The sequence below is a fragment of the Streptomyces sp. NP-1717 genome (assembly GCF_022695985.1).
Taxonomy (GTDB): domain Bacteria; phylum Actinomycetota; class Actinomycetes; order Streptomycetales; family Streptomycetaceae; genus Streptomyces.
On record NZ_JAAPBF010000084.1, the window covers coordinates 1 to 21,416 of the forward strand.

Consider the following 21,416-nt stretch of genomic DNA (forward strand, 5'->3'; position numbering starts at 1 on the left):
CGGGGTCGCCGTCCGGCCCTGTCCCGCTTCTGCCGTCCGGTCGAACGACATCATTCACGGTCGCACGGGCTCGCGAACCGGGCATTTCGTGACGGCGGCGCGTGTACGGGCCCGGCGCGGGCCGGAGGGCGGCCCTGTCCCTTCGCGCCACCGGCCCGTGGGCGCCCGCCGGATCGCTCCGTGGCGGGATCCCGGCTCGCCCGTTTCCGTGCACCGCGTCGCTTGTGCGTCGAACGGGGCCGTCAGGTGATGCACAAACGATGCGCATTGCCCGGCACACGCCGGCTTTGTCAGAGTCACTGTGTGGTTACCACCCATGCGCGCAGCGTGGTCGAGCCCGCTCGTACAGTGATCGGATGAGCGAGTCGATGCACGAGGTCGAGTCCGGCTGTGAGAACCCCTACGCCTCGCGCGAGGCACCGGACGACGTCGGCGTCTCCACCGGTGCCGTGGCACGCAGGCTCGGCGTCTCACCGACCACGCTGCGTTCCTGGGACCGGCGTTACGGCCTCGGGCCCGCCGCGCGACAGGACGGCCGGCACCGCCGCTGGACACCCGGTGACGTGGCGCTGCTCGAAGAGATGTGCCGTCTGACCGCCGCCGGGGTACCACCCGCCGAGGCCGCCCGCGCGGTCCGAGACCGGTCCATGGCACCCCCGCCCTCACCCCGGGCGCCGGCCCTCGCCCTCCGGCGGCCGGAGCACGACGGCGCCCTGCCCCTCGGTGACGTCCGGCTGGACTGCCGGGGCCTGTCCCGCGCCGCCGTACGCCTGGACGCGCCGGCCATGGAGGAACTGCTCACCTCGTTCGTCGAGGGGTACGGCCTGGTCCGCGCCTGGGAGAACGTGATGATGCCGACCCTGCGCGCGGTGGGCCGCAAGTGGGCGTCCGCCGGTGACAAGTACGTCGAGGTCGAGCATCTGCTGTCGTGGCACATCTCGTCGGCCCTGCGCCGCGTGCCGCCCGCACCGCCCATGCGGACCGATGTCGGGCCGGTGATGCTGGCCTGTGTTCCCGGCGAGCAGCACACCCTCCCCATCGAGGCGCTGACCGGCGCACTGGGCGAACTCGGCCTGCCCACAAGGATGTTCGGCGCCGCCGTACCGGTGACGGCGCTCGACGAGGCCGCCCGGCGCATCGGCCCCCGCGCCGTGGTGCTCTGGTCCCAGTCCCGCTCGACGGCCAGCCGCCCGCTCGCCCAGCACATCGCCGCGGGCACCTGGGGCGTGAAGGGCGCGCGCGGCGGCCCCGAGGTGGTGCTCGCCGGGCCGGGATGGGCGGGGCCCCCGCTGCCGGGACTGGCGCGCGTCCACGGACTGGGCGAAGCGGTCGTGTCGCTGGCCGGGCTCTACGGCGCCGAACCGGCCGCGCTCATGCGTCCGGCCCCGGCCGCCGAAGAAGAGGAGGAGCGGCGAGGTCGTCCGACGGAGCCCGCCCCGCACACCTGACACGCAGAACCACCCGCACGGCGCCCCGGCCGCGCGGCACCCGACGCGAAGGACGGTCCCCATGCCCGCATCCCGTGGCACCCCCGAGATCCTGGTGGTCGGAGCGGGCCTCTCCGGGCTGGCCTGCGCGCACGATCTGCTCGCGGCCGGTCTGGACGTCGGCGTGCTGGAGGCGTCGGACGGCGTCGGCGGGCGCATGCGCTCCGACCGTGTCGACGGCTACGTGATCGACCGCGGCTTCCAGGTCTTCAACACCTCCTACCCGCAGGCCAAACGCCGCCTGGCCCTGCGCGATCTGCGTCTGCGTCCCTTCACACCGGGCGTCCTCGTCCGCACCGACCGCGGCCGGTTCCACTTCGCCGACCCCACCCGCGCACCGCGCACCCTCCGGAGCCTGCTCGGCTCCGGAGCGGCCGGGCCACGTGATCTGCTGGCGCTCGGCGTGCTGTCCGGCCGCGACATGCTCGGACCCGTGGGCCCGCTGAAGCGCGCGGACGACCACACGACGCGGACCGCCCTCGCGGCGGCCGGGATCTCCGAGGAGTTCACCGAACTGTTCTTCCGCCCGTTCCTGTCGGGCGTGTTCCTCGAAGACGACCTGGAGACCTCCAGCCGCGTCTTCCACCTGGTGTGGCGCAGCATGCTCCGCGGCACGCTCTGCCTGCCGTCGGACGGAATCGGCGCGGTGCCACGGCAGTTGGCCGACGCGCTGCCGGCGGACACCGTACGGTTCGACTCCCCGGTCGACCGGCTCACCGACGACGGCGTCCTGCTGGCCGACGGCACCGAGCGCGCGGCGGACGTCGTGGTCGTCGCGACCGGGCCGGGGCCCGCGTCGCGTCTGCTGCCGGACCTCGACATGCCGCCCTACCGCGTCGTCACCACCTACTTCCACACCGCGCCGAGGCCGCCCCTGGCCGAGCCGACGCTGCTGACCGACACGCGTCTGCGCTTCCTCAACAGCTGCGTCCTGAGCGAGGTGGTGCCCGGCTACGCGCCGGCCGGCTCCTCGCTCGTCGCCACCTCCGTCCTCGGCGAGGACATGGAGGGCCGGGAGAGCGCCGTGCGGGGCGCGCTCTCGGAGGCGTACGAGACGGACACCGCGGGCTGGGACCTGCTGACGGCACGCACCGTCCCCGAGGCGCTCCCCGCGATGCCGCCTCCCCAGCCCCTCACCCGCCCATCGCGCGCCGGAGCGGGCCGCTACGTGTGCGGCGACCACCGCACCACCGGCTCCGTCCAGGGCGCGCTGGCCTCCGGCACCCGGGCGGCCCGCGAGATCCTGCGCGACCTGGGCCGGTAGGAACGGTCAGATGCCGCGGTAACGGGTGTCCCCGGCAAGGTTCTAGCAAGGGTCCTTCAAGTCTTCAGTCCCCCCTGCCGGGCATTCCGTCGGCAGAAGGAAGTTCATGGCACTCGGAAGAGAAGTCAACAGGGGGACGCCATGCCGGCGTTGAGTACGACCGAAGCCAACACGCCTGACACAAGCACCACTGAAACGGGCACGACCGAAACAGGGGTCGCCGAAGCAGGCACCGCCGAAGCTGGAACCATCGCGGCGACCACGGGCGAGTCACGGCAGTGGCTGACCCTCGTCGGGCGCAAGAAGGTACTCGCGGTGATCCACACCCTGACGTACGGGAAGCGACTGCTCGACGTCCTGTCACTGCTCGAAGCCGACTTCCGGCTCCAAGTGGTCTTCACAGCGCCGCCGCACGCCTTCGGCGGCGACGTGCCCGCCTTCCTCACCAGGCTGGGCAGCGTCGTGCTCCCGTGGGAGCAGGCGACGCGCATGACCTTCGACCTCGCGCTTGCCGCAGGGCCGCGCGGTGTGCAGTACATCGACGCCCCGCTCATCACGCTGCCGCACGGGGCCAACTATCTGAAACGCGTGACCCAGGGAGCGAACGCGGGGGTCGCGGGGTTGCGCAGGCAGGATCTCCTGCCCGGTGGGCGCGTGCCCGCGGCAGTCGTCGTGCCGCACCACGCCGAGCTGAGCGAACTGGCGCGCGAATGCGCGGAGTTGCTCCCACTCGCGCATGTGACTGGCGACCCCGTGCATGACCGGATCGCCGCCAGTCTGCCGCTGCGTACCGCGTACCGCCGCGCCCTCGGGCTGGTCGACGGACAGAAACTGGTGGTCGCCGTCTCCACCTGGGGCGCGCAGTCGTCCTTCGGCCGGTTCGACGCGCTGCTGCCACGGCTGATCAGCGAGCTGCCGGCGGAACGCTACCGTACGGCCCTGCTCGTCCACCCCAACGTGTGGGCGGGCCACGGCGCTTACCAGGTCAGGTCGTGGCTGGCCCGATGCGGACAACTGGGCATCGGGATCGTGCCACCGGAGGCGGATTGGCGCAGCGTCTTGATCGCCGCAGACTGGATCATCGGTGATCATGGCTCGGTCACTCTGTACGGGACGCTCACCGGGGCCCCGCTGCTGCTGGCCACCTCGCCCGAGCAGGAGATCAATCCGTCGTCGCCCGCCGCAGCCCTCGCGGCGCACGCGCCGACGCTGTCCCCCACCCACCCGCTGGTGGACCAACTCGACTACGCCGCACGGGAGTACCGGGCCGAGGAGTACGCGGCGATCGCGTCGCGCATCACGTCCGAGCCCGGACGGTTCAACCGGAACATGCGCAGGCTGATGTATCGACTGCTGAGGCTGGGCCAGCCCGCGCACGAACCGGTGACCGTCCCGCTGCCGGCACCCGCCCCACTCCCGCTGCCCGCGTGGGCGGCTTCCGGGCGCGGGGAGGCGTCGGCGTGACTCGCTTCGTCGTGGTCGAGGCGAGCCCCTTCCTTGAGGGGTTGCGCGCACGCGTGCGCCCTTGCACTGTGACCGGCGGCAGCTCCCGGCGTGCGTCGGCGGTCATCGACGAGCACTTCGTCGTGGACGTGGACGTCTGCCGGGACGGCCGTCTGCTGGACTGCGCGGACGTACTCCAGGGCAGCCGGGCGCACTCGGTCGTGGATGCGTTGCGCCGACTGGCGGACCTCACCGCCGCCCACCCGGCTTGCGGCATCGCGGCGGTGCCCCTGGCCGGGACGGGAGGTGGTTCGGGCGGCTGGGCGGTGGCCGGCGGCTCCGACCGGGCCGTGATCCTCGTGCCGTACGGGCCGAACCCGGAATACCCGAAGCATTCGCGGCGTGTGAAGTGCCGTCCGTATCCGGCCGCTGGGCAACGCGCGTTGCTACCGTCCTATCTGCACGCCTGGCTGGCGGCGGGCCGATCACTGCGAGAGTGGCCGTACGCCCGCACCGCACCGTCCGGCTGAGCGCCACAGGCCCGCTAGGGACAGGGGGCCGAGCCGACGCTCACGGCCCGGCCCCCGGTGCCTCGCCGAGCCGCCGCGCGTCGGCGGGGCTGGTCGCCTCGAACAGGGCGAGGGCCCGTGTACGGAACTCCGTCGCGGCCCCCGCGTTCCCGTGCTCCGCCGCGCTCTCACCCAGCATCTCCAGGGTGCGCGCCTGCCAGAAGGCCGCCCCGGACTCGGTGAAGACCGCCAGTGCCTCGTTCATCCGCGCCACCATCGCGGCATGAGCCCGGGTGAAGCAGTCGACCGCCTTGTCCGGCGCGCCCGCCGCGAGCGCGATCTCCCCGAGAGTGGTACGGGCCAGCGCCGCGCCTCGTGGGTAACCGCACCCCTCCCACACGGCGATCGCGCGCTTCAGGTACGTGACGGCGTCGTCGGGCCGCCCGGCCTCGCGATGGCACGCGCCGAGGCCGAGCAGCGCCTGGCCCTCGTCCCGTACGTCCCCGGCCTCCCGCGCCGCCCGGAACGACGCCTCGTACCAGGCGGTGGCCTCCTCCGTACGGCGTGCGGCGCCCAGGCCGATGGCACCGGAGTTGAGCATCTGGCGCTCGGCGGCCTTGTTCCCGGCCTGCCGGGCAGCTTTCAGGCCGATCTCGTGAGCCTCGATCCAGGCGGCGTAGTAGCGGAGTCGTAAGAAGAGTGGCCACATGGCGTCCACGATCATCCAACTCGTGTCGTACCAGCCGTTGTCCGCCGCTGCCTGTACCGCGCCCAGCAGTTGGGTCCGATGGGAGTCGAGCCAGCCGAGCGCCGCAACGTCGTCCTCGAACGGCAGTGGCAGCGTGGGTGCGTGGAGATAAGTCCTGGGAAGGGTGAACTGCACGGGTGTCAGCCGCTCCTGAGCCGCCGTCGCCGTGTGCAGACACCAGTCGCAGAATCGCCGAAGTGCCTCCTCGCAGGACGCGACCGTGTCGTCCTCGCGTGCACGGTCGTGCGCGTGGATCCGTACGAGATCATGGAAGCGCCAGCTGTCCGTGCCGATGTCCTCCACCAGATTCGCCTCGATCAGCTCGTCCAGCCGCCGTTCCGCCCAGTCCAGCGACTCGCCGCAGGAGGCCGCGGCGATCGTCACGTCGAAGCCGCGTACAGGGAGCAGACCGAGTGTCCTGTACAGGCGGGCGGTCTCCCCGCTCAGAATGGCGTACGACTCGTCCAGGGCCGTGTGCACCGAGGTTTCCCCTTCGATTCTGAGCGCGGCCAGCCGGCCCCCGCCCGCGTTCCGGGCGAGGGCATCGGCAAGCGCCCCCACCGACTGTCTCGGTCGTGTCGCGAGCCTGGCGGACGCCAGGCACACCGCCAGCGGAAGACCCGCGCAGAGAGCCACCAGACGTCTGACTGCCGGGAGTTCACCGGCGACACGGTCTGCGCCGATCCCACGGCTGAGCAGCTCGATGCCCGCGGCGGGCTCGAGTGCGTCGAGTTGGTGGAAGCCCGCTCCCTCCATGCGCAGGCCGGTCAGCCTGCTGCGGCTGGTGACGACCACGAGTCCGCCCGGCCCGCCGAGCAGTAGCGGGCGGATCTGGGCGGCCGTGAAGGAGTTGTCCAGCATGACCGCGATCCGCAGATCGGCGGTGAAGGACCGCCACTGCGAAGCCAGTTCGACAGTGTCCGTGGACGACGGTCCGGCGCCCAGCGCCCGGAGGAACTGCCCGAGGACTTCCGTCGGCCCCGCCGGCCCGCCCGCCGAGTGCCCCCGCAGGTCCGCGTACAACTGGCCGTCAGGGAATTCGGTGCTCAGCGAACGCAGCCATTTGGACACCAGAGTGGTCTTGCCGATTCCGGCCGGACCGGTGACGACGATCAGTGGCAGGCCGGTGTCGCGAAGACGGTTCAGTGACACGACATCGCTCTCCCGGTTGGTGAAGTGCGGCGGCACGGGGAGCAGTTGACGTGGTGGCGCCGGGCTCACCGCCGTGGGGCGCGCGGAGGGTGGCGGGTGGAGATGAATGCCGCCGTGCACCTCACGGGCCTGCACAGTGGGGCCGTACAATCTCGCCTCGCCGGTGATCTCATTCCGGTGCGACTCGTGCGAGCCCTGAGAGGCCGTACTCGAACCACTCACTCGTCTGCCCCCACAGATCGATTGCCAATTACATGCAGTGTTTCGGGTCCTACCCCGGCGCGGCTCGGGACGACCGTCAGGAATAGGAACGGATCGCGCCAACCATGGCAACGGTCTATGGCGGCATTCGCCGCCTGATGTCATGCTCGTGGGCCATCCGACGGACCAGCGGGGGCGCTGGTGGAATTCCAGATTCTCGGACCTGTGGGGCTTCGGCTGAACAAGCGCTGGCTGAAGCTCGGATCGGACAAAGAGCGGATCCTGCTGGCCTCGCTCGCACTTGACGTGGGACGCCCTGTCGCCCTCAGCGAACTCATGCATCGGCTCTGGGACGGCGATCTTCCGGACCGGGCCCGCGAGAACGCGCACACCTATGTCTCGCGCGTCCGCCGACGGCTGCGGGAAGCCGGTACGGGGCCGGGCTCGCCCAGAATCGAAGGGCGGGCGCACACCTACACCCTGCGGGCCGCGCGTGATTCAGTGGACCGGCAGCGCTTCCAGCATTTCGTCGACACGGCGTTGGCCACCGAGGGTGGCGACGCGCGTGTGGTGGAACTGCTCTCGCGCGCCGAGGAGTTGTGGCATGGCGAAGCCCTGGCCGGTCTGCCCGGTCTCTGGGCCGAGACTGTACGGACAGCGCTCGCGGAGGCGCGTCTGAGTGCCGGCACGTCACGTATCGCCGCCGGACTGCGGCTCGGGCGCTTCGCGGAACAAATCGGCGAGTTGACCGCGCTGGCCGATCATCACCCCGGGGACGAGACCTTGCTCGGCCAGTTGATGCTTGCGTACTACGGCAGCGGACGGTATGCGGACGCACTCCGGGTCCACCAGCGGGCCCGGCAGTTGCTCATGGCGGAGTACGGGGCTCTGCCCGGCGTCGAGTTGAACGCCATCCACCAGGGTGTGCTGGCCCGTGTACCGGCGCGTGAGCTGGCGCGGGGGAGCCGTGCCGAGCGGGCGGACGGCTCGTCCGTGGTGGTGAAACCTGCCACGCCCGCATCCGGCGCCGCACGCGCGTCCGATGCGGGGCCGCCCGACGTGCCGGCGCCCGATGTAGCCCCACCCCGGAATCTGCCCCAGCAGCCGACCCTCGTGGGGCGCCGGTCGGAGTTACAGGCCCTGAGCACGATGATCGCGGACAAGGGTGCGCGCGGCGGCTCGGTCGTCACCGTGGAGGCGGTCAGCGGCATGGCGGGTGTTGGAAAGACCGCCCTGGTCGTCGCCACCGCCCATCTGCTCGCCGAGAGATACCCGGACGGGCAGCTCTATCTCGATCTGCGGGGGCATTCACCCGCCCAGGAACCGCTCACCGCCAGGGCGGCGCTGGCGACTCTGCTGAGGCTGCTCGGCGCACCCGCTTTCTCCATTCCGGCGGAGCTCGAGGGGCGTACGGCACTGTGGCGGACCATGCTGGCCGAGCGCCGAGTGGTGATCGTCCTGGACGACGCGATCGGAGCCGAACAACTCGGCCCGCTTCTGCCGAGCGGATCGCCGTCCCTGACCATCATCGCCAGTCGGCGTCATCTGACGGGAATTCCCCAGGCGTTGTCGGTCCCGCTTGATGTCCTGCCGAAGGAGGACGCCATCTCCCTCTTCCGCGGCTTCGCGGGCGAGGAGCGCACCCACGAGACCGCGCAGACCGAGCGGATCGTTCACCTGTGCGGGTATCTGCCCCTCGCGATCGAGCTCGTTGCGCATCGATTCCGGGCGCGCACGTCCTGGACGCTGCCCGTCCTCGCCGAGCGTCTGGCACGAAGCCCAGGGCGGCTGGCGGAAATTCGCACGGCGGATCAAGAGCAGGAAATGACCCGGGCGTTCGCGCTCTCCTACCGGACTCTCACTGCCCAGCAACGCACCGCCTTCCGCCATCTCGGGCTGCATCCAGGACCGGATTTCACTGCCGACGCCGCAGCGGCCCTGCTGGGTCTTCCGATGGATACGACGGAGCGATTACTTGAGGGTCTGGTGGCGTTTCACCTGCTCAGAGAACCGGTACCGGACCGCTATCGCTACCACGACCTGCTTCGTGAATATGCCTATGGCCTGTCTCAGATCGAGGACAGTGAGCGTGAACGCCGCCAAGCCGTCGCCCGCCTGACGGATTTCTTCATCTCTACGGCCAACCACGCGGACCACATGGCATATCCCCGGCGTGTACGACGGGGCCCACCGACGCTTCCTCCGCCGACGCCGACGCCGGTGCCTTTCCTGCCCGACGCCGCTGCCGCGCGGTCCTGGCTGGCCGCGGAACGGGGAAACCTCCTGGCCGTCGAGGATCACGCCCGCCGCCACGGCGCTCCCGATCGCGCGGCCCAACTCGCATGTGTCCTGGCGGGTTTCCTCCAGTCGGAGTGCTACTGGCAGGATGCCAAGAAGCTCCTGCGGCACGCTGTCACCCATTGGGACCTCGCGGCCGACGAGTCGGCGCTGTGCTGTGCCCTGATCGGCCTCTGCGCGGCGGACGCGAGTATCGGGGGTTACGCGGACGCCGCCGAGGCGGGGGAGCGGGCGCTGGGCCTCGCGCGTGCGCTGCGAGACGAGCCCGCGGAAGCGGAGGCACTGCGTGTGCTCGGCACGCTGAACTGGCACCTGGGGGAGAACCGCAACGCGCTCGTACTGCTCCAGAAATCGCTTGCGATCAGATCGCTCTCGGGCGATATCTGGGACAAGGCGCGCAGCCGGAACAATGTAGCGGTCACTTTGCTGTTCCTCGGAGAACGCGATCGGGCGCTGAGCCATTTCCGTGGTGCGCTCGACGGTTTCAGGGACGCGGGTGACGAGACCGCGTCCGCGCAGACGCTCAACAACATCGGCGAATTGCAGATGCACGCCGGAGAACTGGAATCAGCCCGCCGTTCGTTTGAGGAATCCCTCTCATTTCTGGAAGCCGCCGGAAGCCGGTACGACCGCGCGACGGTACGCAGGAACCTGGCCGAAGTCCTCACGGAGTCAGGAGAGTCAACCACGGCTCTCGCTCTGTTCGGCGAGACCCTTTCAGAGTTCCGGTCACTTGGTGACAGAAAGAGCCAGGCCGAGGCTCTGGTCGGAATCGGTGAGGCTTACTGGAGGCTGGGAGACCTGGCGGCATCCGTCCGCTCTCACCTCGAAGCGCTGGAGATAGCGCAGGACATAGGGGCGCCCCGACACGAGGCCCAGGCCTTGCGCTCCCTGGGGCGTGCGGAATTCGCCGACGGCCGGCTGGGCATCGCGACGGACCGCCTCCGGGCGGCGGTGGCTGTCGCCACCCGCACCCATGACATTGACGAGGAAACCGCGGCGAGGGCCCTGCTGGCGGAAGTGCTGCTCGCGGCCGGGGATATCAATGAAGCGCGCATGACATTACGTCAGGCATTCGAGTTGGTTCGACATCGCGGCAGCGTTGATGCGCGTGTAATTGGTCGCCGTCTGAATGATGTCGAACGCATGGGTGATGATGAGGCGGGTGCCGGTTCGACGTTGCGCGACCGGTAGGTCCCGGCCGGCACGTCAGTTCACCTCGCGGCTGTCATGTCAATGCTCTTCGCGGGGCCCGTCCTCCAGTGGCGGGTTCCACGGACGGCCACTGTCGGCTGCGTCCACGTTGCCCCGCGCAGCCATCTGACCGCACCCCCTCTGACCAGCACTTACGGGACAGTCCCTAGTTCGAAAATTCATTCGATTTGATGTAGCCTTCCCCCCGTGCTCAAGATCGACAACCCTCGGAAGGACACCTCGAAACGTGCGCAAAATCCTGGCGGTCACCCTCGTTTGTTTGACCGTCTTGGTCGGAGGGGCTTTCACCGTCTCGGCGACAGGAGCGACGGCAGGTGTCGTCGCAGTGGCATCCCCGGCGGACGCCCACCAGGACGGCTGCATCATGATATGAGGCGGCCGGGAGGTTGAGAGCGGGGCCTGTCGGGATGGTTGCAGGACCACCCCGACAGGCCCCGTTTGTCTGTCCGGCCCGCCGATGTCCTCGAGGCAGCGGCAGGGGGCGCCGGCATCCGGCGGTCAGATGTCGCGGAAGATCTCGATCTGCGCGCCCACCGAGTTCAGCCGCTCCGCCAGGTCCTCGTAACCGCGGTTGATCACGTACACGTTGCGCAGCACCGACGTGCCCTCCGCCGCCATCATCGCCAGCAGCACCACCACGGCGGGACGCAGCGCCGGCGGGCACATCATCTCCGCCGCGCGCCAGCGGGTCGGGCCCTCCACCAGGACCCGGTGCGGGTCCAGGAGCTGGAGCCGGCCGCCGAGGCGGTTGAGGTCCGTCAGGTAGATGGCGCGGTTGTCGTAGACCCAGTCGTGGATCAGGGTCGTGCCCTGCGCGACGGCGGCGATCGCCGCGAAGAAGGGCACGTTGTCGATGTTCAGGCCCGGGAAGGGCATCGGGTGGATCTTGTCGATCGGCGACTCCAGCTTCGAGGGCCGTACGGTCAGGTCCACCAGCCGCGTACGGCCGTTGTCCGCCGGGTACTCGGGCGTGCGGTCGTGGTCCAGGCCCATCTCCTCCAGCACCGCGAGCTCGATCTCCAGGAACTCGATCGGCACCCGGCGGATCGTCAGCTCGGACTCGGTGACCACGGCGGCGGCGATCAGGCTCATCGCCTCGACCGGGTCCTCGGAGGGGGAGTAGTCGACGTCGGTGTCGATGCTCGGCACGCCGTGCACGGTGAGCGTGGTGGTGCCGACGCCGTCGACCCGGACGCCGAGCGCGTCCAGGAAGAAGCACAGGTCCTGGACCATGTAGTTCGACGACGCGTTGCGGATGACGGTGACACCGTCGTGCCGGGCGGCGGCCAGCAGCGCGTTCTCGGTGACCGTGTCGCCGCGTTCGGTCAGCACGATGGGCCGGTCGGGTGACGCCGAGCGGTCGACCACCGCGTGGTAGAGGCCCTCGGTCGCCGTGATGTCCAGGCCGAAGCGGCGCAGCGCGATCATGTGCGGTTCGATGGTGCGTGTACCGAGGTCGCAGCCGCCCGCGTACGGCAGCAGGAAGTTGTCCATGCGGTGCAGCAGCGGGCCGAGGAACATGATGATCGAGCGGGTACGGCGGGCGGCCTCCGCGTCCATGGCCGCCATGTCCAGCTCGGCCGGCGGCACGATCTCCAGATCCATGCCGTCGTTGATCCAACGGGTTCGTACGCCGATGGAGTTGAGCACTTCGAGGAGCCGGTAGACCTCCTCGATGCGCGCCACCCGCCGCAGCACGGTGCGCCCCTTGTTGAGCAGCGAGCCGCAGAGCAGTGCCACACAGGCGTTCTTGCTCGTCTTGACGTCGATGGAGCCGGAGAGCCGGCGTCCGCCGACCACCCGCAGATGCATCGGCCCGGAGTATCCGAGCGACACGATCTCACTGTCGAGCGCCTCACCGATGCGCGCGATCATCTCAAGGCTGATGTTCTGGTTACCGCGCTCGATGCGGTTCACGGCGCTCTGGCTGGTGGCCAGAGCCTCGGCAAGCTGTGTCTGTGTCCAGCCCCGATGCTGCCTGGCGTCACGGATGAGCTTGCCGATGCGTACGAGGTAGTCGTCTGCCATGGCGCCAACGTATCTCATATGTGAGATGAGAGCGCGTCGGGGTCCGCCATTCGTGAAGCTCTCCACGTGTACGCCACACGCTCTCCATCCTGGCCCGCTCCCTGGTGTCCGGCGAGCGGGGTACGGCCGGACGGGTCGGGCGGACGGGGAACGTGGACCGCGTTCAGCGGCCGCGGCGCTTGGTCGTGGTCCTGCGCCAGCCGAACGGGCCCGGCAGATCCATGGACGTGGTCCGCCGGCCGGTGCTGCTCGTGGTGTGCCGCGGCCCCTTTCCACCGCCGCTGGTGATGGACCACGACCGCTTGTTGATGTTGAGCCGTACGCCCGGCAGGATGCGGATGCTCTTACGGAAGGTGATCGGCACGGCGTTCTCCTCAAGTCGGTTCGGCTGACATCCCGTTGGGGATACGGGTTTCCCGTGGCCGCCCGTGCATGTATGCGGGTGCGGAATTGACGGAGTGTCACGAGCCACCGACGGCGGACACCTCTCATCCGCCCGCCTCTCATCCAGGACACGTTCTGACCTGAATGGTGGCTAGCGTGGCCGTATGGAATCGATCGACGGAGTGGAAATCCTCGCGTTCGCGGACGGCGCCGAGCTGGAGGCGTGGCTGGCGGACCACCACACGCTTCAGTCCGGAGTCTGGCTGAAGATCGGCAAGAAGAACTGCCCCCACCCGGCCATCGGTTACCTGGCCGCGGTCGAGGCCGGCCTCTGTTTCGGCTGGATCGACGGCCAGGCCAGGTCGTACGACGCGGACCACTATCTGCAGAGGTTCACCCCGCGCCGGCCGCGCAGTGTGTGGTCGAAGGTCAATGTCGGGCGGATCGAGACGCTCATCGAGGCCGGACGGCTGCGTGAGCCGGGCCTCGCGCAGGTCCGGGCGGCGCAGGCGGACGGCCGGTGGGACGCGGCGTACGAGTCGCAGAAGAACGCGACCGTGCCACCCGACCTGACCGCCGCGCTGGAGGGTGACGGCCGGGCGCGGGAGGCCTTCGAACGGCTGGACAGGTCGGCCCGCTACCGCGTGCTGCTGCGGCTGATGACCGCCCGTACCCCGGAGGTCCGGGCGGCGAGGCTGGAGCGGACGCTCGCCGCGCTGGCCTCGGACCGGACGGGGAGCCTCTGATCAGGTGGTTTCGGCCGCGCCGTGGCGAGGGCGTGCGCGTCGGCCCGGCCGGCCCGCCAATCCGGCCGCAGGATCGGACTCTTCGCACACGCCGACGTGGGCCCGATCGCACCCGCGTACCCGGACCCGCGACATCCGGTGTCGAGAACGGCGGCGGCCGATCGGCGTCCTCGCGACAGCGCGGACGCGCACGGGCGCGAACGCGGCACCGACAGGCAGGAGCACGCTCATGACGGTCACCGTCACCGCCGACATGGTCATGTCGCTGGACGGCTACATCGCCGGCACCGGTCACGGCGTCACCGACCCGGCGGGCCACGGCGCCGACCGGATCGGCGGCTGGATCCACGCCCAGTCCAGTTGGCGCGAGCGTTCGGGAATGACCGGCGGCGAGGCCGACCAGGACTCCGACATCATGCGCGAGTGGTTCGAGACGACCGGCGCGGTGGTCATGGGACGGCTCATGTACGACTCCGGGGCGGAGTTCTGGGGCGACGACCCGCCCTTCCGCACCCCGGTCTTCGTGCTGACCAACCGGCCGGGCCCCACCCTCGTCAAGGAGGGCGGCACCAGCTTCACCTTCGTCACCGACGGCATCCACAGCGCGCTCGACCAGGCCAGGGCCGTCTCCGGCGGCCGTAACGTCGACATCGCCGGCGGCGCCCACACCGTCCAGCAGTATCTGAGGGCCCGCCTCGTCGACGAGCTCCAACTGCACGTGATCCCCGTGCTGCTCGGCGCCGGTCTCCGGCTCTTCGACAACCTCGGGACCGACACGCACGACCTGGAGCCGATCCGCGTCGTGGACACCCCCGGCGCCACCCATGTCAAGTACCGCGTCCTCAAGTAGCGGCACGGCGACCGCCGCCACGGGCGGGCCCGCCACGCCGCCGACGCACGGCCGACAGGCCGCGTGGCAGCGGAAAACGTCTCCCGGGCATGACCTCGCAGCGGTCATGTACTAGAGTTATCTCGACATCGAGATATCTGCCGAAGGCGTACCGCAGCCGCCAGGCAGTAAGGCGAACCTAACTAAGCCTTACCTTAGCGGATCGGCGAGCAGCCCGTTGGCGGCACCGCGCGGCGTCAGCCGCACATGCGTCGCGGCGCGGTAGTACGCGCACATTCATGAAGGAGACTGTCGTGTCGGCGAACAGCTTCGACGCCCGCAGCACGCTGCGCGTGGGCGACGAGTCGTACGAGATCTTCAGGCTGGACAAGGTCGAGGGCTCAGCGCGCCTCCCTTACAGCCTGAAGGTGCTGCTGGAGAACCTGCTCCGCACCGAGGACGGCGCGAACATCACCGCCGACCACATCCGCTCGATCGGTGGGTGGGACTCCCAGGCGCAGCCGAGCCAGGAGATCCAGTTCACCCCGGCCCGCGTGATCATGCAGGACTTCACCGGCGTGCCCTGCGTGGTCGACCTCGCCACCATGCGTGAGGCCGTCAAGGAGCTCGGTGGTGACGCCGCGAAGATCAACCCGCTGGCCCCGGCCGAGCTGGTCATCGACCACTCCGTCATCGCCGACAAGTTCGGCACGCCCGAGTCCTTCGCGCAGAACGTGGAGCTGGAGTACGGCCGCAACAAGGAGCGTTACCAGTTCCTGCGCTGGGGCCAGACCGCGTTCGACGAGTTCAAGGTCGTCCCGCCCGGCACCGGCATCGTCCACCAGGTCAACATCGAGCACCTGGCCCGCACCGTCATGGTCCGGGGTGGCCAGGCGTACCCGGACACCCTCGTCGGCACCGACTCGCACACCACCATGGTCAACGGCCTCGGTGTGCTCGGCTGGGGCGTCGGCGGCATCGAGGCCGAGGCCGCGATGCTCGGACAGCCCGTCTCGATGCTCATCCCGCGCGTCGTCGGCTTCAAGCTGACCGGCGAGCTGACCCCGGGCACCACCGCCACGGACCTCGTGCTCACCATCACCGAGATGCTGCGCAAGCACGGTGTCGTCGGCAAGTTCGTCGAGTTCTACGGCGAGGGTGTCGGCGCCACGTCGCTCGCCAACCGCGCCACCATCGGCAACATGTCGCCGGAGTTCGGCTCGACCGCCGCGATCTTCCCGATCGACGACGAGACCATCAAGTACCTGAAGCTGACCGGCCGCGACGAGCAGCAGCTCGCCCTGGTCGAGGCGTACGCCAAGGAGCAGGGCCTCTGGCTCGACCCGGCCGCCGAGCCCGACTTCTCCGAGAAGCTGGAGCTCGACCTCGCCACGGTCGTCCCGTCCATCGCCGGTCCCAAGCGCCCGCAGGACCGTATCGTCCTGGCGAACGCCAAGGAGCAGTTCGCGCTCGACGTGCGCAACTACGTGACGGACGACGAGGAGGCGGGCAAGGAGTCCTTCCCGGCCTCCGACTCCCCGGCCTCCGCCAACGGTGTGCCGACCCGCCCGACCCTGGTCACCGCGGCCGACGGATCGACGTACGAGATCGACCACGGCGCCGTCACCGTCGCCGCGATCACCTCCTGCACCAACACCTCGAACCCGTACGTGATGGTCGCCGCCGCGCTCGTCGCCAAGAAGGCCGTCGAGAAGGGCCTCACCCGCAAGCCGTGGGTCAAGACGACCCTGGCGCCGGGCTCGAAGGTCGTCACGGACTACTTCGACAAGGCCAACCTGACGCCGTACCTCGACAAGCTCGGCTTCAACCTGGTCGGTTACGGCTGCACGACCTGCATCGGCAACTCGGGCCCGCTGGACGAGGAGATCTCCAAGGCGGTCAACGAGAACGACCTGGCCGTCGCCGCGGTGCTCTCCGGCAACCGCAACTTCGAGGGCCGGATCAACCCCGACGTCAAGATGAACTACCTGGCGTCCCCGCCGCTGGTCGTGGCCTACGCGATCGCCGGCTCCATGAAGGTCGACATCACCCGCGACGCGATCGGCGTCGACCAGGAGGGCAAGCCCGTCCACCTGGAGGACATCTGGCCGACCGAGGCCGAGGTCAACGAGGTCGTCGCCTCCGCCATCGGCGAGGACATGTTCAACAAGTCCTACCAGGACGTCTTCGCGGGCGACGCCCAGTGGCAGGCGCTGTCGATCCCGACCGGCAACACCTTCGAGTGGGACCCGGAGTCGACCTACGTACGCAAGCCCCCTTACTTCGAGGGCATGACGATGGAGACGACCCCGGTCGCCGACATCACCGGCGCGCGCGTGCTCGCCATGCTGGGCGACTCGGTCACCACCGACCACATCTCCCCGGCCGGCGCGATCAAGGCGGACACCCCGGCGGGCAAGTACCTGACGGAGCACGGCGTCGGACGGCGTGACTTCAACTCCTACGGCTCGCGCCGGGGCAACCACGAAGTCATGATCCGCGGCACGTTCGCCAACATCCGTCTGCGCAACCAGATCGCGCCCGGCACGGAGGGCGGCTACACCCGCGACTTCACCGCCGCGGACGGTCCGGTCTCCTTCATCTACGACGCCTCGCAGAACTACCAGGCGGCGGGCACCCCGCTGGTCGTCCTCGCGGGCAAGGAGTACGGCTCGGGCTCGTCCCGCGACTGGGCGGCGAAGGGCACGGCGCTGCTGGGCGTCAAGGCGGTCATCGCCGAGTCATACGAGCGCATCCACCGCTCGAACCTGATCGGCATGGGCGTGCTTCCGCTCCAGTACCCGGAGGGCGGTTCGGCGCTGTCGTTCGGCCTGACGGGCGAGGAGACGTTCACCTTCACGGGCGTCACCGCGCTGAACGACGGCTCGACCCCGGCGACGGTCAAGGTCACGACAGACACGGGCGTGGAGTTCGACGCGGTGGTCCGCATCGACACCCCCGGCGAGGCGGACTACTACCGCAACGGCGGGATCATGCAGTACGTGCTCCGCAGCCTGATCCGCAAGTAGGTCCGGCCGGACGGCCTTCCACGACGAGGGGCCGTGTCCCACGCGCTGTCACGCGCGGGACACGGCCCCTCCTCGTACGCCGGGAATCTCCGGCTCACCCGGCTATCGCAGCAACTCCACCTCCGACAGCTCGGGCTGACCCTCCGTCACCAGCCGGTACTTCGCGTACGACCCCGGCGACGCCACCGTGAACGCCCGCGTCTGCTGGTCCCAGTCGAAGGTCTGGCCGGAGCGCTTGTCGAGCGTCTTCCAGCTCTCGCCGTCCGCCGAGCCCTGCAACTCCCAGGCGTCCGGCGACTTCTCCGCCGTGGACGACGTCAGCGTGTACTGGACCGCCTTCGTCGCCGAGGAGACCGGCAGCTCCACCTCGCCCGCCGCCGGGCCGGCCGTCTTCGACGAGTTGTCGAAGAGCGCGCCCGCGCCGGTCAGCGCGTCACCGCGCGGCGACGGCGCCTTGTCGTCCTTCGCGATCGACACCGGCGCCGCGTCCTTGCCGGAGCCCCACGCGGACGGCTTCGCGCCCATGTCGAACTCCAGCGTGCCGCCCTTGGCGAGCAGGTCGTGCGGCAGTGCCGTGGAGTTCCACGCCTTGCCGTTGACCTTCAGGCCCTGCACGTAGATGTTCTTGTCGCTGTTCTTCGGCGCGGAGACGACCAGCTTCTTGCCGTTCTCCAGGTGCACCGTCGTCTTCGTGAACAGCGGTGAGCCCACCGCGTACTCCCCGCTGCCCATCACCAGCGGGTAGAAGCCCATCGCGGAGAAGAGGTACCAGGCCGACTGCTCGCCGTTGTCCTCGTCGCCGTGGTAGCCCTGCCCGATCTCGCTGCCGGTGTAGAGGCGGCCGAGCACCTCGCGGACCTTCTCCTGCGTCTTCCAGGGCTGCGAGGCCGCGTTGTACATGTACGTGGCGTGGTGCGCGACCTGGTTCGAGTGGCCGTACATGCCCATCCGGACGTCCCGCGCCTCCGTCATCTCGTGGATGACGCCGCCGTACGAGCCCACGAACTCCGCGCCCGCGGTCTCGGGCGTCGCGAAGTACTCGTCCAGCTTGTCGCCGAGACCGGCCCGCCCTCCGTAGAGGTTGGCGAGGCCGCGCGAGTCCTGCGCCGCCGTGAAGGCGTAGCCCCAGCCGTTCGTCTCGGTGTAGTCGTAACCCCACACCCGCGGGTCGTACTTGTCGCTCGGGACCCGCCAGTCGCCCTTCAGATCGCGGCCCTGGAAGAAGTCCGCCTCCTTGTCGAAGAGCGAGACGTAGCTCTGCGCGCGGTTGAGGAAGTACTCGGACTCCTCCTTGTACCGCTTCTTGCCCGTCTCCTTGTAGAGCTTCTCGCCCATCTTCGCTATGCCGTAGTCGTTGAGGTAGCCCTCCAGCGACCACGACAGGCCCTCATGGGTCTCCGTGGAGGCGTAGCCGAGGAACGGCGAGGTCTCCATCCCCTTGCGGCCCACACCCGCGCTCGGCGGCTTCACCGTCGCGTTCTTCAGCGCCGCCTCGTACGCCGCCTTCGCGTCGAAGTCGACGCCCTTCACATAGGCGTCCGCGAACGCCACGTCCGAACTGGTGCCGGTCATCAGGTCGGCGTAGCCGGGGGAGGACCAGCGGGAGATCCAGCCGCCGTCCTTGTACTGCTGGACGAAACCGTCCACCAGCTCCCCGGCCTTCTTCGGCGTCAGGAAGGAGTACGCGGGCCACGTCGTCCGGTAGGTGTCCCAGAAGCCGTTGTTGACGTACACCTCACCCGTGACGATCTTCGCGCCCGTGTGCGTGGGGGAGTCGGTCCCCATCTTCGGTACGAAGGGGCTCGCGTACTGCTGCCTCGGCTTCTTCTTCGTACCCGTGTTCTCGAAACCGGAGTTGGGATACAGGTAGAGGCGGTAGAGGCTGGAGTAGAGCGTCGTGAGCTGGTCCTTGTTCGCTCCCTCGACCTCCACCTTCCCCAGGATGTCGTCCCAGGCCCGCTGCGCGTTCTTCTTGACCCGCTCGAAGCCGAGGTCGGCCGGCAGCTCGTCCGCCAGGTTCTTCTTCGCCTGGTCGACGCTGATCAGCGACGTCGCGATCCGCAGGTTGACCGTGCGGTCCTGGCCCGCGTCGAAGCGCAGATAGCCGGTGACGTCCTTGCCGCCACCGCCCGGCAGCTTGCCGCTGCCGGTGACCGCGGAGTCGAAGACGCCGTACACGAACAGCCGGGTGGCGCCCGCCGACAGACCGCTCCTGACGTCGGAGTAGCCGGTGAAGGACCGGTTCTCGGCGTCGAGGGTCAGCCCGCCCGCGTTGGTGATGTTGTCGAGGACGACGCTCGCGTCGTCACCGGGATACGTGAACCGCATCGCCGCCGCGTGGTCCGTCGGCGTGACCTCCGCCTTGAGACCGTTCTCGAACGTCACGCCGTAGTAGTGCGGCTTGGCGATCTCGTTCTCGTGGCGGAACGGCAGCGCGCGCGCCGAGCGCGACGCGTCCGGTGTGCCGCCGGCCGCCGACGGCATCAGCTGGAAGGTCTGCCGGTCGCCCATCCACGGGCTCGGCTCATGACTCGCCGACAGCGCCTGGAGGGTGGGGAGGTTGTCGCCGTTGTTGCCGCGCGCGTACTCGTACAGCCAGCTCGTGGACCCTGCGTTCGTCACCGGCGTCCAGAAGTTGAAGCCGTGCGGTACGGCCGTGGCCGGGAAGGTGTTGCCGCGCGAGAAGGAGCCGCTGGAGTTGGTGCCGCGCGTGGTGGACGCGTAGTCCGAGAGGTGCGCGAGACGCTTCTCGGGCGCCTTCACCGCGAGCGCTATGTCGTCCACCCAGCCCTGGAACTTCGCCGGGCCCTTGGGGGAGTCGTACGCGACGAGTATCCGGTCCACCGTCTTGCCGGCGGCGACGGAGCCGATCCGGGAGGCGACGGCGTTCCACTGGTTCACGTACAGCCGCTTCGCGGCGCCCTGGCCCTGCGGCGACAGCAGGCCGCCGTGCGAGTCCACGGCCTTGAGGTCGCTCAGGTAGGTGCCGTCGGTGAAGGCGAGGTCCACCGAGACGTTCGTGGCCGGGTAGTTGAGGTCGGTCTCCGGCATCGCGGGATAGATCTTGTACGACAGCTCCGTGTTCGCGCGCACGGGCGTGTTGACGTCGAAGACCTTGTTGTACGAGTAACCGCGGCCTTCCGGCTTGTGCGAACCGGCGTACTCCAGCGCGCGCTTGCCGGTGAATCCGGCGTTGGACTTGGCCGTGGGGGAGCCGCCGGGGCCGCCGTCGACCTGGCTGCGCATGTCGGCCGGCGGCGGCGTGGTGGTGTCGCCGTCGGAGAACTGGACGTCGGCGAGCTGGGTGGCGTCGCCGGCGCCGTTGTTCTTCGTGATCTCCAGCCGGTAGTGCGCGTACTCGGTGGAATTGTCGAAGTCGTAGGACTTTGTCTGGAATCGTTCTCCGAAGGTCTGGTCCACTCGGGTATCGAGGGTCTTCCAGTCCTTCCCGTCCGCCGATCCCTTGAGCGTCCAGTCCTTCGGGTCGCGCTCGGCGTGGTCGTTCGCCGAGGTCAGCGCGTAGGTCAGGACCTTGACGGGCGTGTCCAGGTCGAACTCGACCCAGGCGGTCGGCTCGAAGGCCAGCCACTTCGTGGTCGACTGGACGTCGACCAGGTTCTCCTTGCCCTCACCGGAGTTCGCGTTCTCGCCACTGGCGCGCAGCTCCACGACCCGGTCGGTGACATTGCCCGGGATGCCGGCGTTGAACTCGCCGTTCACGCCGGAGGACCGCTTCTCGCCGTCCGGCCCGGTATCGACCGTATTGCGCCAGTCGGGCTGTGTGTCGCCCTCCTCGAAGGACGACGCGAACGAGTCCTTGGCGGCATCGGCCTTGGCGGGCTGTGCTACGGCCGCCGAGTGTGCGGTGACGACGAGCAGTGAAGACACAGCCAGCAGAGCGGCGTTGCGGCGCTGCGTGAGCCGGGGTCTTGGTGTGCGCTGCATCCCGAGCCTTCCTCTTCCGGAAGCATGATGGACAACGTTGTCAAAAATGATGCGCGGGTTAAGTAGTGGTACAAGAGGTGCAAGGTGTCAAGGGTGTTGCCAAAGTGAGATGGCGAGAACCGGCCATTCTGCCCGAAG

General features: G+C 69.3%; 12 protein-coding genes. 8 read left to right on the forward strand and 4 right to left on the reverse strand.

What is annotated here, in order from left to right:
- Positions 1 to 356 precede the first annotated feature (356 nt).
- From GXP76_RS18460 to GXP76_RS18475, 4 genes are all read left to right on the forward strand, one after another.
- Positions 357 to 1,448, forward strand: a complete 1,092-nt coding sequence (locus GXP76_RS18460) for a MerR family transcriptional regulator (RefSeq protein WP_242572647.1) — start codon at positions 357 to 359, stop codon at positions 1,446 to 1,448.
- A 61-nt stretch (positions 1,449 to 1,509) separates the two neighbouring features.
- The gene (locus GXP76_RS18465) at positions 1,510 to 2,751 is read left to right on the forward strand and encodes an NAD(P)/FAD-dependent oxidoreductase (protein WP_242572648.1); all 1,242 of its coding nucleotides are present in this window, start codon (positions 1,510 to 1,512) and stop codon (positions 2,749 to 2,751) included.
- Between the two features lie 282 nt (positions 2,752 to 3,033).
- Entirely contained in the window at positions 3,034 to 4,215 is a 1,182-nt protein-coding gene (locus tag GXP76_RS18470) for a hypothetical protein (RefSeq protein WP_277993536.1), read from the forward strand.
- Positions 4,216 to 4,283: 68 nt separating this feature from the next.
- A complete protein-coding gene (locus GXP76_RS18475; RefSeq protein WP_242572649.1) occupies positions 4,284 to 4,724 on the forward strand; it encodes a hypothetical protein in 441 nt (146 codons plus the stop codon).
- 40 nt (positions 4,725 to 4,764) lie between these two features.
- Here the strand turns inward: GXP76_RS18475 and GXP76_RS18480 are convergent, their stop codons facing one another.
- Positions 4,765 to 6,738 carry a tetratricopeptide repeat protein gene (locus GXP76_RS18480; protein ID WP_242572650.1) on the reverse strand — a complete coding sequence of 658 codons (1,974 nt, stop codon included), beginning with the start codon at positions 6,736 to 6,738 and terminating at the stop codon, positions 4,765 to 4,767.
- A gap of 267 nt (positions 6,739 to 7,005) precedes the next feature.
- Here GXP76_RS18480 and GXP76_RS18485 point away from each other — a divergent pair, with 267 nt between their 5' ends.
- Positions 7,006 to 10,296 (forward strand): BTAD domain-containing putative transcriptional regulator, encoded by a 3,291-nt coding sequence (locus tag GXP76_RS18485; protein WP_242572651.1) that lies wholly within the window; start codon positions 7,006 to 7,008, stop codon positions 10,294 to 10,296.
- Between the two features lie 519 nt (positions 10,297 to 10,815).
- On the opposite strand, the gene GXP76_RS18490 is transcribed toward GXP76_RS18485, so the two are convergent.
- A complete protein-coding gene (locus tag GXP76_RS18490) occupies positions 10,816 to 12,345 on the reverse strand; it encodes a UDP-N-acetylglucosamine 1-carboxyvinyltransferase (protein ID WP_242572652.1) in 1,530 nt (509 codons plus the stop codon).
- 163 nt (positions 12,346 to 12,508) lie between these two features.
- Positions 12,509 to 12,709: a DUF4236 domain-containing protein gene (locus GXP76_RS18495; RefSeq protein WP_242572653.1), complete on the reverse strand. Its 201-nt coding sequence runs from the start codon at positions 12,707 to 12,709 to the stop codon at positions 12,509 to 12,511.
- Between the two features lie 184 nt (positions 12,710 to 12,893).
- On the opposite strand from GXP76_RS18495, the gene GXP76_RS18500 reads away from it, so the two are divergent.
- The 3 genes from GXP76_RS18500 (at position 12,894) to acnA (ending at position 17,333) form a co-directional block, all read left to right on the forward strand.
- Positions 12,894 to 13,475, forward strand: a complete 582-nt coding sequence (locus GXP76_RS18500) for a YdeI family protein (protein ID WP_242572654.1) — start codon at positions 12,894 to 12,896, stop codon at positions 13,473 to 13,475.
- Between the two features lie 229 nt (positions 13,476 to 13,704).
- Positions 13,705 to 14,325: a dihydrofolate reductase family protein gene (locus GXP76_RS18505; RefSeq protein WP_242572655.1), complete on the forward strand. Its 621-nt coding sequence runs from the start codon at positions 13,705 to 13,707 to the stop codon at positions 14,323 to 14,325.
- A gap of 293 nt (positions 14,326 to 14,618) precedes the next feature.
- A complete protein-coding gene (gene acnA / locus GXP76_RS18510) occupies positions 14,619 to 17,333 on the forward strand; it encodes an aconitate hydratase AcnA (RefSeq protein WP_308354164.1) in 2,715 nt (904 codons plus the stop codon).
- A 102-nt stretch (positions 17,334 to 17,435) separates the two neighbouring features.
- On the opposite strand, the gene GXP76_RS18515 is transcribed toward acnA, so the two are convergent.
- On the reverse strand, positions 17,436 to 21,278 hold the full coding sequence (locus tag GXP76_RS18515; protein ID WP_242572657.1) for a GH92 family glycosyl hydrolase: 3,843 nt from the start codon (positions 21,276 to 21,278) through the stop codon (positions 17,436 to 17,438).
- Between the last annotated feature and the right edge of the window lie 138 nt (positions 21,279 to 21,416).